Annotated in this window: 9 protein-coding genes; 5 read left to right on the top strand and 4 right to left on the bottom strand. The window is 41.6% G+C overall.

What is annotated here, in order from left to right; all coding sequences use genetic code 11:
- Nucleotide 1: 1 nt before the first annotated feature.
- The gene (locus tag H4K35_RS03215) at nucleotides 2–2,839 is read right to left on the bottom strand and encodes a carboxypeptidase-like regulatory domain-containing protein (RefSeq protein ID WP_182625946.1); all 2,838 of its coding nucleotides are present in this window, start codon (nucleotides 2,837–2,839) and stop codon (nucleotides 2–4) included.
- A 122-nt stretch (nucleotides 2,840–2,961) separates the two neighbouring features.
- On the opposite strand from H4K35_RS03215, the gene H4K35_RS03210 reads away from it, so the two are divergent.
- A complete protein-coding gene (locus H4K35_RS03210) occupies nucleotides 2,962–4,029 on the top strand; it encodes an endonuclease/exonuclease/phosphatase family protein (RefSeq protein ID WP_182625945.1) in 1,068 nt (355 codons plus the stop codon).
- A gap of 94 nt (nucleotides 4,030–4,123) precedes the next feature.
- Here H4K35_RS03210 and H4K35_RS03205 read toward each other — a convergent pair whose 3' ends face one another.
- Both H4K35_RS03205 and H4K35_RS03200 read right to left on the bottom strand, forming a co-directional pair.
- Nucleotides 4,124–5,614 (bottom strand): DUF5689 domain-containing protein, encoded by a 1,491-nt coding sequence (locus tag H4K35_RS03205; protein WP_182625944.1) that lies wholly within the window; start codon nucleotides 5,612–5,614, stop codon nucleotides 4,124–4,126.
- A 12-nt stretch (nucleotides 5,615–5,626) separates the two neighbouring features.
- On the bottom strand, nucleotides 5,627–8,446 hold the full coding sequence (locus tag H4K35_RS03200; protein ID WP_182625943.1) for a carboxypeptidase regulatory-like domain-containing protein: 2,820 nt from the start codon (nucleotides 8,444–8,446) through the stop codon (nucleotides 5,627–5,629).
- Nucleotides 8,447–8,557: 111 nt separating this feature from the next.
- Between H4K35_RS03200 and H4K35_RS03195 the strand changes: the two genes are divergently transcribed.
- Complete coding sequence (locus H4K35_RS03195; RefSeq protein ID WP_182625942.1) at nucleotides 8,558–9,619, top strand: endonuclease/exonuclease/phosphatase family protein; 1,062 nt, start codon at nucleotides 8,558–8,560, stop codon at nucleotides 9,617–9,619.
- Nucleotides 9,620–9,790: 171 nt separating this feature from the next.
- Here H4K35_RS03195 and H4K35_RS03190 read toward each other — a convergent pair whose 3' ends face one another.
- On the bottom strand, nucleotides 9,791–10,549 hold the full coding sequence (locus H4K35_RS03190) for a 5'-methylthioadenosine/adenosylhomocysteine nucleosidase (protein WP_182625941.1): 759 nt from the start codon (nucleotides 10,547–10,549) through the stop codon (nucleotides 9,791–9,793).
- 303 nt (nucleotides 10,550–10,852) lie between these two features.
- Here H4K35_RS03190 and ricT point away from each other — a divergent pair, with 303 nt between their 5' ends.
- The 3 genes from ricT to H4K35_RS03175 are packed head-to-tail and all read left to right on the top strand — an operon-like array spanning nucleotide 10,853 to nucleotide 15,261.
- Nucleotides 10,853–12,463 carry a regulatory iron-sulfur-containing complex subunit RicT gene (gene ricT / locus H4K35_RS03185; protein WP_255492348.1) on the top strand — a complete coding sequence of 537 codons (1,611 nt, stop codon included), beginning with the start codon at nucleotides 10,853–10,855 and terminating at the stop codon, nucleotides 12,461–12,463.
- On the top strand, nucleotides 12,450–12,944 hold the full coding sequence (locus H4K35_RS03180; protein WP_286465792.1) for a gliding motility lipoprotein GldH: 495 nt from the start codon (nucleotides 12,450–12,452) through the stop codon (nucleotides 12,942–12,944). The genes ricT and H4K35_RS03180 overlap by 14 nt, the downstream gene beginning before the upstream one ends.
- A gap of 16 nt (nucleotides 12,945–12,960) precedes the next feature.
- A complete protein-coding gene (locus tag H4K35_RS03175; protein ID WP_182625939.1) occupies nucleotides 12,961–15,261 on the top strand; it encodes a penicillin-binding protein 1A in 2,301 nt (766 codons plus the stop codon).
- Nucleotides 15,262–15,301 lie beyond the last annotated feature (40 nt).

Here is a 15,301-nt window from a genome sequence, read left to right as displayed (position 1 = left end):
ATTAGAAGTTGTAGTAAACATTTACAAAGAAGTTACGACCATAACCATAGAAGTACTTGTTTCCAAATAGGTTGTATGGACCTTTATTGTTTTTGACTTCTTCGGCATAATTAGCATTTCTAGCTTGTTCAAATCCTCCTGTTTTATATTCTTTGTTAAACACATTGTTAATCGAGGCAAAGAATCCCACAATGGTTCTATTGGGCAATCGCCAAGATTTTCCTCCTGTGATATTGACGATAGTAAAGTCGGCTAGTTTTTCTTGTTTTAAGATTTGGTGTAGCTTCTCATCCGTTAAGTCAGTAAAAGGTTGGCCAGGTGTACTTGGATTGATGACGAAATTACGGGTTCTACGCAGGGCAGAAATATCCGTATAAGCATCGGCCATATAGTTTAGGTTTGCACCAACAAACCAAAATTTGGGATCCCTGTATTCTAGACCTAGTGAAAGTGCCGTTTGAGGACCATTAGATAGCTTGTACTTTTTTAGGGCAGCTTTGCCATAGTCAAACATATTCGTTTGATTGTCGGTTGTTAAATGTACATTGGGATTGCTGATGTAAAACGCTTGTCCCAATGCAGCCGCAGCCGTTGCCTTAAGGGTTGACGTAATTTGGTATTCTGCCCCTAATTCAAAGCCTAATTGGCGCTTATCTATACCTGTAAGTATTTCAGAAACAAAGTTATTACCTGAATTTTCAAGATTGCCTTCTGCATCCTTTATACCCGAACCGTTGGCAAAGTAGAAATTAATTTCTGTACCGTTTCTAATTTCAGAAAAGTATCCTGTAGCTCTAGCTTTTAAACGAGGTGTTCTCAAAATATAGCTCCCATCTACACTAAAAATATCTTCTTTTTTGTTGGCGGGCACAAGGTTGTTGTTCACCCTGACATTAGCAAAGGTATTTTTGATTGAGGGCGCCTGATTGTGGTAAGAAATGTTCAAATCCAAAGCGTGTTTACCTGTAATTTGATAGGTTGCTCCTCCTTTGAAACCAAAGGTTGTATAATCCGTATGCCCACTCTTTCCGTAAGAATTGTTGATGTACACCGGATTTTTATATAATCCTTCCCTTTGGTAAGTGGTATAGCCTATGTTTTGAGCGAGGTAAAAATTCAATGCACCATAATCAAAAACAAATTGGGTAAATACATCGACAACGTCTGCATATAATTTATAGTTGTAACCAAAGCGATCCCCTTCTTTTACTTTTCGATCTGGATGATTTACGTCTTTGTCCTGTAGCTCTGGCTTTTGGTAGGTGTCTTTATCGAGATAGTACCAGCCGCCCAATAGATCAGTTAATTTTTGATAGTTTTGGGAGTTTAGCTTGCGGTAATTTGCCCCAGCATCGAAGGTGATATTGTTGTTTAATTTTGTCTTAAATGATGTGTTTAAAGACGCTATTTTTTCTTGTTGTCTATCTTCGTACTGCACGATTTGACTTTGTCCTTCAAATGCAGCATTAATGGCATAGATATCGCTCCAGTTGATTTGTCCATCATTGGCAAAGGAATTCCTATTTTGCGCTGCTAAATCTAAGTAAGATTGAGTTTCGGACTTAAAGGAGTTGTCGTCGGGCAACGCATTGAATTCTGCTTGTGACATGTCCCAGTATTTTGGGTCGATCTGGGTTAAGTAATAGCTAGGTAGTCTTTTGTAATGCGCAGGATCTGGATTTTGATTATTTTGATAGCCAAGTCGGCTGTCTGCAATGTGACCAAATTGAAAGGAGGCCGTTGTTGTTAGGCTACTTTTTTCGTTTATGTTCCAATAGTGAGTCAACATGAAAATGGGCTGTTCAATATCGCGATAACGCGAATTTCGTTTATCTCCTTCTTGCCATCCCCAATACGAATTGTACTTAAAGCCTTTGATATCAGCTTGTTCTTGAGTGATGGGGGAGTTTTTACCTCTTTTATTTTTGGCGTAAATAGCAGAGAAATTTAAACTGTGTTCCTCGTTGAATTTCTTTTCAATTGCTGTAAAGAAGGAGAGTGCATCATAATTGCTACCTTCCCAATACCCTTCTTTTGCTCCTCGATACGATCCTGATATGGCATAAGCCCATCCTTTTTTGTTTAGTCCCGAAGCATGGGTGAATGTCGGACGCCAATTATAGTTGGTATTCGAGCCAGAAAACGTTGCACGTGAGCCTTTGCGAATATGAGAGGCACGGGTAGAAATGGCCTGTGTTCCCAAAATGCTACCAAAGGTATAATCAGAAGGCGTTGATCCAGAAGAGAACTCTTGGTTTCGCATTACGTCGTTTAACCCTCCCCAATTGCTAAATTGGGGTCGACCATCCAACACCCGATTCATTACAATACCATTGATCAAGGTTTTGCCGTATTCGTTGTTCAGGCCACGTACTTTAAAGAACGATTGCCCCCAGTTGAATGCTGCAACTTGTTGGAAGGGGTCTTTGGTCGCTTGTAATAATCCCGAAGACGTATCCGAACCCGAATTGTCATCGCTAAGATCATTTTCCGTCAGTGTGATAAAGCCTATCTGAGCTTGAGCCATGATATCTTCCTCCAATAAAACTTCACCTAAATCAAAAAATTGATCGGCGTTGGGCTCAATAGGTAACTGCTGATTGACATATCCTGGATAGGATAATTCTAGCCACAGCTTACCCGTTTGCTTGTTTTCTAGGATAAAGATTCCTTCACTGTTTGTCAGGGTTGAAATATTCGTGCCTGAAACTCTCGCAGATACCGCATTGATCGGTGTTCGAGATTTGGCATCGAGTACTTTTCCCCTAATTTCGTGACTGCCTTGTGCAAACGTAAATGTAGGTAGGGCACAAAGCAAAACAATTAAAAGTTTCCTCATAAGTGAATTGATTATTAAAGTGCTAATCTAAAAAGTGCTATACTTTTATAGTAGTAAAGTTACGTTTTTAAGATAAAAACTGCTATTTTTGTATAAAGTATTTTAATAAATTACGTTAACTTATGAGTAGAGTGGTCAAAAATCTAGTTTTAACCTTGTTTTTAGTAGGACTCGGTATAAACCTTCAGGCACAGGAAAAGAAGTTTCAAATTCACACCATCGCATTCTATAATGTGGAGAATTTATTTGATACAATCCGCGATCCAAACATTTATGATGAGGAATGGACTCCTTCTGGAGCACAAGCGTGGACAAAGAAGAAATACGAAAAAAAAATTGACAACCTTACTCGGGTAATGTCGCAAATTGGCACAGACGAAAATCCGAAGATGCCCACGATCATCGGTGTAGCCGAGGTAGAAAATAGAGCGGTTTTGGAAGATTTAGTGCATGCGGCAGTGATGCTACCTGGAGATTACGGTATTGTACATTATGATTCACCCGATCGCCGTGGTATTGATGTTGGACTTTTATACAGTAAGCATCATTTTGTGCCAACTTCAACATCAGCTCATACGTTGTATATTTACGATCAATTACGCAAAGGAAGTGACGGTTCAAAAAAGCGTATTTATACCCGTGATCAGCTCCTGGTTACTGGACTATTAGATGGAGAAGAAGTCCATTTTATTGTTAATCACTGGCCTTCTCGAGTGGGAGGTGAAAAGGCGAGTAGTCCAAATCGAGAGGCTGCTGCGGCATTAAATGTAAAAATCATCGATTCCCTCCAAGCGATTAATCCACAAGCAAAAGTGATTACAATGGGGGACATGAACGACGGTCCGTTCAATAGGAGTATCAAAAAGGTTTTACAAGCCTCTGGAGGAGACAAGAAATCTGTGCAACCCCAAGGACTTTTCAATCCTATGGAAAAAATGGCGAAAGACGGTTTAGGTACATTGGCTTACCGAGACGCATGGGATATATTCGATCAGATGATTTTGACTGAACCTTATTTACAAGAAGGCTATGATTCGTGGAAGTACTGGAAAGCGAAGATATTTAAGAAGCCCTTTATTATCCAATCCACAGGACAATACAAAGGCTATCCCCTGAGAAATAGCAACAGTGAACCCGGATTTAGCGATCACTTTCCCGTTTATTTGTATTTGATTCGCGAACAAAAATAGTAAAAAGAGTGCCTATAGACATGCCCCAAAAAAGTTAGACTCTTTTTGGGGCATTTTTTATGAGGTATTGCAACAATTGGACAATTGGACAATTTTACTGCGGGAGTTCAAAGCGAATCTCATCGAGGATTAGATCATATTCGCTAGGTATTGTCGTCGTTTTACCGCCAAATCGAATGGCGAAGAAAGGACCACTGCCAGTTTGATTGTAAGCCACACCCGCAAGAGGAAGCGTAATTATGATCCATTGGTCATGGGTATCGATAGTACCGTTGTACTGATTGACGTTGCCTTCTTTATTGGTGCGGGAGGAGGGAGAAACGGATTTACTCTGCTGGACATCGCCTAAATTATAAGCGACAAAATACCCCATAGCATCGTATACTTGAATCGAAAGTGATCGCCGACTTGCTCGTCCCTTCATCAGAAAAGAGATGGCGGTTGCGGTGGTGGGAACAGTTTGGTTTTGCACAACAAATGCCATGTCTGTTTTAGTAGGTGAACCGCGAAAGGCTAATCCTGTGGAATTGTTCCACCCTTCATGAGGTACTTGGACAGCAAATTTGAGTCCTGCTCGAGTTAAGGTTGACTTAAAAGCGTCCCAATCTTCAAAATCTGCGCCAGCAAAGACTAATTGATCTCCTGGTTCTACAGGAATGGTTTCATTGCTATTATCCTCCTCACTGTCTTTTCCTTCATTATCTTCCTCCTCTCCTGAGGTAGAGCTGTCTCCTGTCAAGGGATCTTGGTTCAATAACAGATCAGTCAATAAACGGGGATACAGTTGAATTTGCTTGCTAAAAACATCGACAATTCCCGTAATCGATCCACTGTTTGCGGGAATACTATAGTCAATAAAGTCCTTACTCATCTTCCCTGTTCGGATGTAACAGACATTTCCTTGACTATCGACGAGTTTGCGCAAGGTATAGCCTTGGGCATCAACATCATTGGGGTCATATAGTTTTTTGTCTACTATATGGGGGTCGAATTGTACGTTTTCTAGGGTAACGAGTGTATTGGTGTACTGTGCTGTATTTTGCTTGAGGTCTTCTAAGGTGAGGCGACGGGTGTATGTCTCAGGAGCTACCAAAGCATCGCAATATTTTTCCAAATGTTTTCCTAGGCTGTTTTTAGGGATACTCCCAATGTATTTTTTATCTTTTGAAGAGGTGTAAATTCCACCACCTAGGGCTAGTTTTCCAAAACTATTGGTGATGTAAAGGTTGTCTAGCTTGACGAGTATTTTTGTCCCTGGAGGAAATTCTGCATATGAATCGGGGAGCTCAAGGTTAATCGTCATAGGACGTAGTGTATACTCGTCAACGATATGGAGCTTATTGTAGAAATTTCCACCTTGGTCGCTGGAGATGACTATACCTGTAAGTGCATCAGTAGGAGCAGCAGGGTAGAGGCGAATTCGTTCATCGGCGAGGGTAAATACGTTGTCAATAGTGGTGTTTGGACTCCATGATGGGTCTGTACAGTCGAAGGATGGAGCGCCAAAATGATCTGTTTGGGCGCAGCTGACTAGCGCAAGTGCTACTAGGCTAACCTTCATGCTTTTGGGGAGTATGCTTTTCATTTTTTAAAAGGATTATAGGTTGTAATACAGATGAATAAAGAAATTGCGACCGTAGCCATACCAGTACTTGGTGCCAAACACAGGTAGATCACCCGCTGTTCGCGCCATTTCTTGTGGATAAGTAGCGTTTCGCGATTGTTCAAAACCACCTGTGCGGTATAAGGTGTTGAACACATTTTGCACGGAGCATAAAACGCCGAGGGTAGCACGATTGGACAGTCGCCAGGATTTTCCTCCGGTAATAGAAAATAGGGCATAAGGAGGGAGTTTTTCCTGCTGTAAGAGTGCAGACAAATTGGAGGTTGTAAGACCTTCATAGGGGCGACCCATCTTTTGGGGATCCCTAAAGTAAGTGGAAGATCTCTTTAAAGGCGATACCCGTATGAAGGAATCCGCAAGATAGCTGAGGGTTGTTTCGACGAACCAGAATGCTGGTGCCCGATATGATAGTCCTAAGGCTAAAGCTGTTTGCGGACCATTAGCAACCCTGTATTGATTGAGGTTGGCTTGATCGACCTCTTGAGCGTTTGCCGTATTGGCAGCTTGTATGTGGAGCTGTGGATTGTTGATATAGAACGATTGTCCTAGTCCTGCGGCTGTAGTCATTTTTAGGGTGGAGCTCAGCGCATAGGCAAGTCCAAATTCAATGCCGAGATAACGCGTATGAACCGGGCTAAGTCGCTCAGAAACCAAAGTGCCTTTAGCATCTGTGAGGTCCATGCCTTCGGTATAGTAAAAATTCAATTGGGTACCATTGCGGATCTCGGTGAGATATCCAGAAAGGCGCGTTTGAAGACGCCTTGTGCGCAATCGGTAGCTCGCTTCTATGGCCAAGTTGTTTTCGGGCTTGAGCTGAGGGTTGGTGGTATTGCTAACTCTAACATTGGTGAATCCATGCTGAAGCAGCGGTGCTCTACTGTTGTACACCATGTTCAGCTGTAGTAAATGCTTACCCGTGAGATAATACGTAATCCCTCCTTTGATACCTAAGGTATTAAATTGCAGTCGCTCACTGCGGCCATAGGATGTTGTGGGGTAGTTAGGATTGCGGTATAACCCTTCTCTCTGGTAGCTAGTAAAACTGACATGTTGTCCAAAATAGAGATCAACCTGGTTGTAGTGCAAGGTAAATTGCATAAAAGCGTCCACGATATCAGCGAAGAGCCGATAGTGATATCCATAAGTGTCTCCCGTGTATATCGATCGATTTGGATGATTCAGATCGCTGTCTTGTAGTGCTTTTTCTTGGTAGGAGTCAAGGTCAAGGTAATAAGTTCCACCAAGTAAATCCACCGCTTTTTTAAAGTTAGTGGAGCGAAGATTGCGGTAATTGACTCCCGCATACACGGTGAGGTGATCGTTGAGTGCTGTTTGAAAAGCAGTGTTAGCTGAAAGGGTTTGATCTTCTTGTCGATCCTCAAACAAGATGATTTTACTTTGCCCATCAAAAAGACTGTTCTTTCTGTAGATTGTTTCCCAGTCGATCTGTCCGTGTTGAAGAAAGAACAAGCGCGCATCTGTTGCTTGTTGCAAATGAGCTAGGGTCGTTTGTTTGAAGTCATCTGATTCGGGAAGTGCGTCAAACGCCTCAGCAGACATCTTCCAATAGGTTGAGTCGATTTGTGCGAGATAGAAGCTGGGAAGATTTTTGTAATGTACAGGATCTGGGTTGAGGTTATCTTGGTAATCCAATCGACTTTGGGCTTGATATCCCCATTGATAGCCCAGAGTTGTCGTCAATTTACTCTGTTCGTTCAAGCTCCATGTATGGGTCAACATCAATAGGGGTTCTTGTATCACTTGATAGCGGGCGCTTCTTTTCTTGCTTCCTTGCCAACCCCAATACGCATTGTAATCTACGCCTTTTAATTCGGTTTGCTCTAGGGTATTGGACGAGTTTTTGGCGCGGTTGTTATTGGCGAATATACCAGAAAAATAGAGGCTGTGCTTGGCAGTGATTTTTTTTTCTATACCCATGAAAAGCGACAAAGCGGCATAATTGCTTCCCGGCCAATACCCTTCTTTTGCGCCGCGATAAGATCCTGATAGGGAGAATGCCCAACCGCGGCGAGTGAGACCAGAGGCATAGCTAAAAAAGGGTTTCCAACGATAAGAGGTCGTTGTACTTGCGAAGCCGAATCGCAGGCCTTTTCGAAATTGTGCAGCCGATGTAACGATGGACTGTGTACCTAAAAGACCGCCAAAGCTTGCTGAAGTTGGAGAGGAGCCAGAAGAAAAGACCGCATTTCTCGTGGCGTCATTTAGGCCGCCCCAGTTGTTCCATTGCGCACGTCCATGATGTATCTTGTTCATAACAAGTCCATTGATTAGAACATTGCCATAGGAGCTGTCTAATCCACGCAGGCGATAGAAGCTCGATCCCCAAGTAAAGGCTGCCGCTTGTTGAAAGGGGTCTTTGGTGGCTTGTAATAAACGAGCGGAATTTTCTACTGTGGTAGCATCGTCGTCGAGGTCTGTGTCTTCAAGGAATATTAATCCTAGCTTTTCTGTGGATTCCCAATCTTCTTCTAAGAAAAGATGCCCCAAATTAAGCTGTTCCCCTGCGTCTACCACCGTGCTTATTCGCTTGGTCGTATAGTTTGCCAAGGAGAGTTCCAACTCCCAATTTCCTGGGGAGGGCGGGGTTAAAACAAAAGCGCCGTCGGGATTCGTTAAGGTAGAAAGGGGCGTTCCAATTAATCGGACAACTGTTGTTTGCAGGGGCATCCGCGTTTTGGCGTCTAAGACTGTTCCGCTGATTTGCTGCTCGTGTTGAGCCAAAGTGAGGTGAATTGGCAACCCAACTAATAGGGCGAGTAAACATGCTTTCATAGGCAAGGGGAGAATTTTAGGGGTTCGTTTTTGAATTATTTACTATAAAGTTAAATTTTAATTAAATAATTATTTAATTTTAACGTTAAACGATGATAAATAATTAGTAAAATGAACGATATTATATATTTTTATTTGAAAACAACAATTTTTGTCTTGGGATTACTAAGCGGAACAACAAGTGTTGCCCAGCAAAAACAATATCAAATTCGCACAATTGCCTTTTACAATTGTGAAAACTTGTTTGATACCCTGCGCGATCCCAAAATATATGATGAGGAATGGACTCCAACTGGGGCAAGAGGTTGGACAAAAGAGAAGTATGAGCAAAAAATTGCCAATATCGCTCGTGTTTTGGCTGAAATAGGAAGGGAAGAGAACCCGAATATGCCAGTTATTATAGGACTTGCTGAGGTAGAAAATCGCGCTGTGTTGGAAGATTTGGTCTTGCATCCAGCTTTGCGCAAGGGAAATTATGGAATTGTACACTTTGATTCTCCTGATAAACGAGGAATTGATGTGGCTTTGTTGTACGCCAAAGATCATTTTATTCTTGAGCATGCCTCTCAACATGCGCTGTATTTATACGATCAAAAAAGACCTACTCACCGCAAGCGCATATATACCCGGGATCAGTTATTGGTTTCGGGCTTACTAGATGGAGAAGCCATGCATTTTATCGTCAATCATTGGCCTTCGCGCGTGGGAGGTCAAAAGCGAAGTAGTCCAAATCGAGAAGCCGCTGCGGCACTGAACAAAAGGATTATTGATTCCATACAAGCGATTCACACACAGGCGAAGATTATCACCATGGGGGATCTCAATGATGGACCAATGGATGCGAGTGTAAAGAAAATCCTACAAACGGAAGGAGAAGCGACCAAAGTACCGCCTATGGGGTTGTTTAATCCCATGGAGAAGTTGGCCAAAGCTGGGTATGGCACCTTAGCCTATCGCGATGCTTGGGATATTTTTGATCAGATCATCTTGACACAAGCTTTTTTACAAGAGGAGTATACGACTTGGAAATATTGGAAAGCAAATATCTTTCAAAAGCCATTTATCGTTCAGTCAGAGGGGGTGTACCAAGGGTATCCCTTGAGGAATAGCAATAACGAACCAGGGTTTAGCGACCATTTTCCAGTGTATTTATACGTGCTTCGCGCGTGGTAAAGCCCGTTTTTGGACAGCTGTGTCCACAGGGTGTATATTTAGCTTCTGTATATTGATGGAGTCACTGGATATGGAAGAGCGAATGCCATTGGACGAAAAAACCCCGTCTTTTGTAGACGAGGTTTTATCTATTTAGGCTTTTTAGATCCTTGCTGTTGGTGGTTGAAAGTGCTATTGAAAGAGGGTTTCGATAATCTCTTGTCCATATACTTGAGAGACTTTCTCAACAAAAGATTCAAAGCTAAAGCTAGCTTCTTGATTAGCTTTGTCAGAGATGGTTCGAATCACAGTACAAGGGATGCCGTATTCATAGCAGATTTGCGCTACAGCAGCGCCCTCCATTTCCACGCAAAGAACATGGGGCAAGGCTTGTTGTAAGCTTTCTTTTTGCAAATCCGTAGAAAAAAATTGATCGCCACTGCCAATTGTACCAATGTATACTTTGGGCTGGTCGATGGCGAATTTTTTCAACTCATCTGCTGCAATCTTAGTGCGCAGTACAGCAGGGTCAAGGAAGTTTTCGATGTGTTGCTTCACTTGATTAGACCTTGGTATACTGGTTTCAAAATAGGTTTTGTTGAGTAAGGGAATCTCGTATTTTGGTCGCAAAGGAGAAACATCCATGTCATACTGAATTAAATCTTTGGCGATGATAACATCACCCACTTGGATATGTGGAGCTATACCACCTGCAACCCCAATAAATATAATTTCACTCACGTGGAAATGCAACAGTAATGCCGATGCAGTTGCTGATGCAGCAACTTTTCCAATACGCGAGTAGACAACCACGACTTGTTGTTTGCCAAGAAATCCTTGGTAATAGGTGCGATTGCCAATCGTTGTTGCCGTCTTATCTTGTAAAATAGCGATAATCCCATCTACTTCCTGGGGAATGGCGCCCATAATTCCAATTATTTGTTCCTCCATATTGAATTGTGTATTAGCAGTCCAAAAGTAGAAATAAATGTTCAATATCTAGGCGATAATCCAAGACATACGCCTGAACGATCCTAACGGTTCATTGACTTGCATTAGGGATACTTCCTTTTTTTGGCTAATAAAATAGAGAAATCGGCAGTATTTTATTTTTTCAAAGTAAAAGAGCTAATTATTACAACTAAAAAATTCTTGAAGTAGCCTATAAAAAAATAGTATCTTTACAACGAAAAGTGAGAAAATAATTCCTCCTGATTAGTGGAGGATCAAATATATAAATACATAAATACACAAATGGCTTGTACAAATTGTTCAACGAAGACAGATAGTAATGGCGTACCCAGAGGGTGTCAGAGTAAAGGAACATGCGGAACAGATAGCTGTAATAAATTATCAGTTTTTGATTGGTTGTCCAATATGGTTTATCCAAATTCAGACAGCATTTTTGATATAGTTGAGGTTCGATTTAAGAACGGAAGAAAAGATTTTTATCGCTATCCTAGTGGGATGACTGTAGCAATGGGGGATATTGTTGCAACGGAAACATCACCAGGACACGATGTGGGGATCGTTTCATTGGTAGGAGAACTTGTAAAAGTTCAAATGAAAAAAAAGAAAGTAGATGAAACAGGAGAAATCTTGAAAATCTATCGAAAAGCAACACAAAAAGACATCGATATTTGGCAGGAGGTTCGAGAAAAAGAAGAGCCTGTTCGAATGAGAGCAAGAGAAATTGCAATCAACCTAAATCTTGAAATGAAAATATCAGATGTTGAATTTCAGGGAGATGGATCAAAAGCGACGTTTTATTATACAGCGAGTGAGCGTGTCGATTTTAGACAGTTAATCAAAGAATTCGCAAGAGAATTTAGTATTCGAATTGAGATGAAACAGGTGGGATTCCGACAAGAAGCAGCGCGTTTAGGCGGGGTTGGCTCTTGTGGAAGAGAGCTTTGTTGTTCTACTTGGTTAACGGATTTCAGAAGTGTGAATACAGCAGCAGCTCGTTATCAACAACTATCGTTAAACCCACAAAAATTAGCGGGTCAGTGCGGTAAACTAAAATGTTGTTTAAACTTTGAGCTAGACACGTATTTAGAGGCATTAAAAGATATGCCTGATTCGGATACAAAATTAATGACAGTAAAAGGTATCGCTTTTTGTCAAAAAATTGATATTTTCAAGGGGCAGATGTGGTTTGCTTATGCGAATAATTCTGCCAATTGGTATGTTTTGACAGCAGAACAAGTGAAAGAGATCTTGGCCTTGAATGCGCAAAATGAAAAAGGAAACGAATTAGAGAGTTATAGCGAGGATATTCCTACAGATAATGATCATTTCCAAAGTGCAGTTGAACAAGATAGCGTCACGCGTTTTGATCAGCCTAAGCGCAGAAAGAAGAATAGCAAACCGAAGGGGAAATCAGCTGAACGAGGAGCGTCTTCTACTGCTGCAAAAGCAGGAGAAGAAAGAGAATCGTCCAACGATAAAGACGATAAAAAACGCAGACCGAGAACCCGAAATAAAAATGCAGAGGGACGAGAAAGACCAGTTGCAAAAGAGGGAGAACGCAAAGTGGAAGGTCGAACTGAAGGAGGTAAGTCTCAAGGTAAATCTCAGGGAAGATCTGAGGGAAGACCAGAGCGAAAAGCTAAAACAGAGGGAAGACCTGAAGGAAGACCGGATCGAAAAGCGGAAGATCGAGGAGAAGGAAGACCGGAGAAAAACCGCGGTAATAGAGAGCCAAAAGGAAACAGCGAACCCAAGGGGAATAATGAGGCTGGAGGAGAGGATACTAAGGGGAAGAATCAAAAACCGCGTTCCAATAAACCGAAGCCTAGAAAGCCTCGTCCAGCAAATCCAAATACAAACCCAACTAATAAACAAGACGGTGAAAATAAATAGTCTTTATTTAGCGTTAAGTCTTTCGTTAGGCCTATTGATGAGTTGTCAACACGACGAAAAAGTGGTTTTTGACGAGTTTCAGCCTACCAAAGGAGTTTGGGAAAGACAAGATGTCAAAACATTTGTTTGGGATGTTCAGGATACGCTGACGGCCAACAATTTGTTTATGAATGTAAGGGTCAATAACGAGTATCCTTTCAGCAATTTGTTTGTAATTTCTAAATTGTATAAACCCAATTCGGAAATTGTCATTGACACCATTCAATTTCAAATGGCAGATCCCAATGGCGCTCTTTTAGGCACTGGCTTTTCTGATGTAAAAGAGAGCAAGTTGTGGTTGAAAGAAAATTTCGTTTTTGATCAAGTGGGAAAACACAAATTAACGCTAGAACAGGCTGTCCGCGCGCTAGGTGATGTAGAGGGAGTGCCTGAGTTAAAGGGGATTAGTGAAGTCGGATTTAGAATCGAAAAAGCAGAATAAGTTTCTTAAAAATTGTATGAATAACAAAAAACAAACGAGTAAAAAAACACCTGGTTTCAAGAAGTATTTAGTTGCTTTTTGGATCGCTTTTTTGGGCTTAGGTGTTGCCCTTGTACTATTTTTCCTTTGTGCTTCTTGGGGCGTTTTTGGAGCAATGCCTACGTTTGATGAGTTGGAAAACCCATCGAGTAACGTTGCAACGGAAATCATCTCTTCAGATGGAAAGACGATAGGAAAGTTTTATTTAGAAAATCGCGTACCTGTCAAATACGAAGATTTACCCCCTCATTTGGTTCAAGCGTTGATCGCTACTGAAGATGAGCGTTTCTATGGACACTCGGGAATTGATGCAAGAGGAACCTTACGTGCGGTAACTTCTGTAGGAAGCAGTGGTGGTGCGAGTACGATTACTCAACAGTTGGCGAAGTTATTGTTCCACGGAGAAGGATCGCGTAACTTGGCTAAGCGTATTACCCAAAAAGCTAAGGAATGGGTAATTGCTGTTAAGTTAGAACGTCAGTACACCAAAGAGGAAATCTTGACGATGTATTTGAACAAAGCGGACTTTGTGAATAATGCCGTTGGAATTCGCTCTGCGGCCAAAGTTTATTTAGGCAAAGAACCGAAAGACTTAACCATTGATGAGGCGGCCATGTTAGTGGGAATGCTTCAGAATCCAGCGTACTACAATCCCGTTCGCAGACCCGAATTGGTGCAAAAAAGAAGAAATGTCGTCTTGCATCAAATGGCTAAAAACGAGTTTATTGCCCAAGAGGAGAGCGTTCGCTTACAAGGTGAACCGCTGTCGTTGCACTTTACACCAGAGAGTCACAGAGAGGGTATTGCCACTTACTTTAGAGAATATTTGCGTGATTATATGCGCCGTTGGGTAAAAGAAAACCCGAAAAAAGACGGAACAACTTACGATATTTATCGCGATGGATTGAAAATTTATGTTTCAATCGATTCGCGTATGCAGAAATATGCAGAAGAAGCTGTACAACAGCATATTAGCAATTTACAAGAAGAGTTTTTTATTCGTCAAAAGAAAAATAAAAACGCACCTTTTTACAATATTTCAGCCGCAGATACAGAAGCGATTATCATGCGTGCAATGAAAACTTCTGAGCGTTGGCGTCAAATGAAAGATGCGGGTAAATCAGATGATGAAATCCTCAAGTCTTTTGCCGTGAAAACGGATATGCGTATTTTTTCGTGGAAAGGTGAAATCGATACAGTGATGACACCAAGAGATTCAATTGTGTATTACAAGCATTTCTTGCAAACGGGAATGATGTCGATGGAACCTCAAACGGGTCATATTAAGGCGTGGGTTGGTGGAATCAACTACAAGCACTTCCAATATGATCACGTAGGACAAGGAGCAAGACAGGTTGGTTCCGTATTTAAACCATTTGTATATGCCACGGCTATTGAACAATTGCACTATTCGCCTTGCGACTCGATTATCGATTCACCGTTTACTATGCCGAAAGGAAGATACGGGATTGGGCAAGATTGGTCTCCTCAAAACTCAAATAGAAGTTATAAAGGTATTATGACTTTAAAACAAGCCTTAGCAGGGTCAGTTAATACGATTACAGCTAAGCTAATGGACAAAGTAGGGCCTAAAGCCGTGGTCAATATGACTCGTGATTTAGGGATTTCTGCAGATATACCACAAAGTCCAGCGATTGCTTTAGGTGCGGTTGATATTACGGTGAGTGATATGGTGGCAGCCTACAGTACATTTGCTAACCAAGGAATTTACGTAAAGCCTATTTTTGTAACGCGCATCGAAGATAAAAATGGAGTGATTCTATTTAATGCGGTACCAGAAACAAAAGATGTCTTGAGTAAAGACGTAGCATATACTGTTGTGAAATTACTCGAAGGGGTAACGGAGAGTGGTTCTGGGGTTCGTTTGCGCACAACTTGGCAAGGACCAGGGTACAAACGCGTAACAGGACATCCGTATAAGTTCACCAATCCAATCGCAGGGAAAACCGGAACAACCCAAAATCAAAGTGATGGATGGTTCATCGGTATGGTACCTAATTTAGCAACAGGAGTGTGGGTAGGTAATGACGATAGAGCAGCACACTTTGATACGATGCTTTACGGACAAGGAGCGACAATGGCGCTGCCAATTTGGGGCTTGTATATGAATAAGTGCTATGCAGATAAAACTCTGAATGTTTCTAAAAGTGCATTTGAAGTACCGCAAGGATTGTCCATCCGCGTTGACTGTTCAAAAGTGCTACAAGAAACCGATAAAGCAGACGACGAACTTGATACAAATGAATTTGATTTCTAATATTGAAAACGCCTTTTTTTAAAGGCGTTTTTTTTATATT

The sequence above is a fragment of the Myroides sp. NP-2 genome, from assembly GCF_014145665.1.
Taxonomy (GTDB): Bacteria; Bacteroidota; Bacteroidia; order Flavobacteriales; family Flavobacteriaceae; genus Flavobacterium.
Note: the sequence above shows the minus strand (reverse complement) of the source record. Positions and strands in the feature narration are given on the sequence as shown.

What these genes read in the sequence shown, in the direction of transcription:
- H4K35_RS03215 (WP_182625946.1), bottom strand. Translation starts at nt 2,839, where the DNA reads ATGAGGAAACTTTTAATTGTTTTGCTTTGTGCCCTACCTACATTTACG.
- H4K35_RS03200 (WP_182625943.1), bottom strand. Translation starts at nt 8,446, where the DNA reads ATGAAAGCATGTTTACTCGCCCTATTAGTTGGGTTGCCAATTCACCTC.
- H4K35_RS03210 (WP_182625945.1), top strand. Translation starts at nt 2,962, where the DNA reads ATGAGTAGAGTGGTCAAAAATCTAGTTTTAACCTTGTTTTTAGTAGGA.
- H4K35_RS03195 (WP_182625942.1), top strand. Translation starts at nt 8,558, where the DNA reads ATGAACGATATTATATATTTTTATTTGAAAACAACAATTTTTGTCTTG.
- ricT (WP_255492348.1), top strand. Translation starts at nt 10,853, where the DNA reads ATGGCTTGTACAAATTGTTCAACGAAGACAGATAGTAATGGCGTACCC.
- H4K35_RS03190 (WP_182625941.1), bottom strand. Translation starts at nt 10,549, where the DNA reads ATGGAGGAACAAATAATTGGAATTATGGGCGCCATTCCCCAGGAAGTA.
- H4K35_RS03175 (WP_182625939.1), top strand. Translation starts at nt 12,961, where the DNA reads ATGAATAACAAAAAACAAACGAGTAAAAAAACACCTGGTTTCAAGAAG.
- H4K35_RS03205 (WP_182625944.1), bottom strand. Translation starts at nt 5,614, where the DNA reads ATGAAAAGCATACTCCCCAAAAGCATGAAGGTTAGCCTAGTAGCACTT.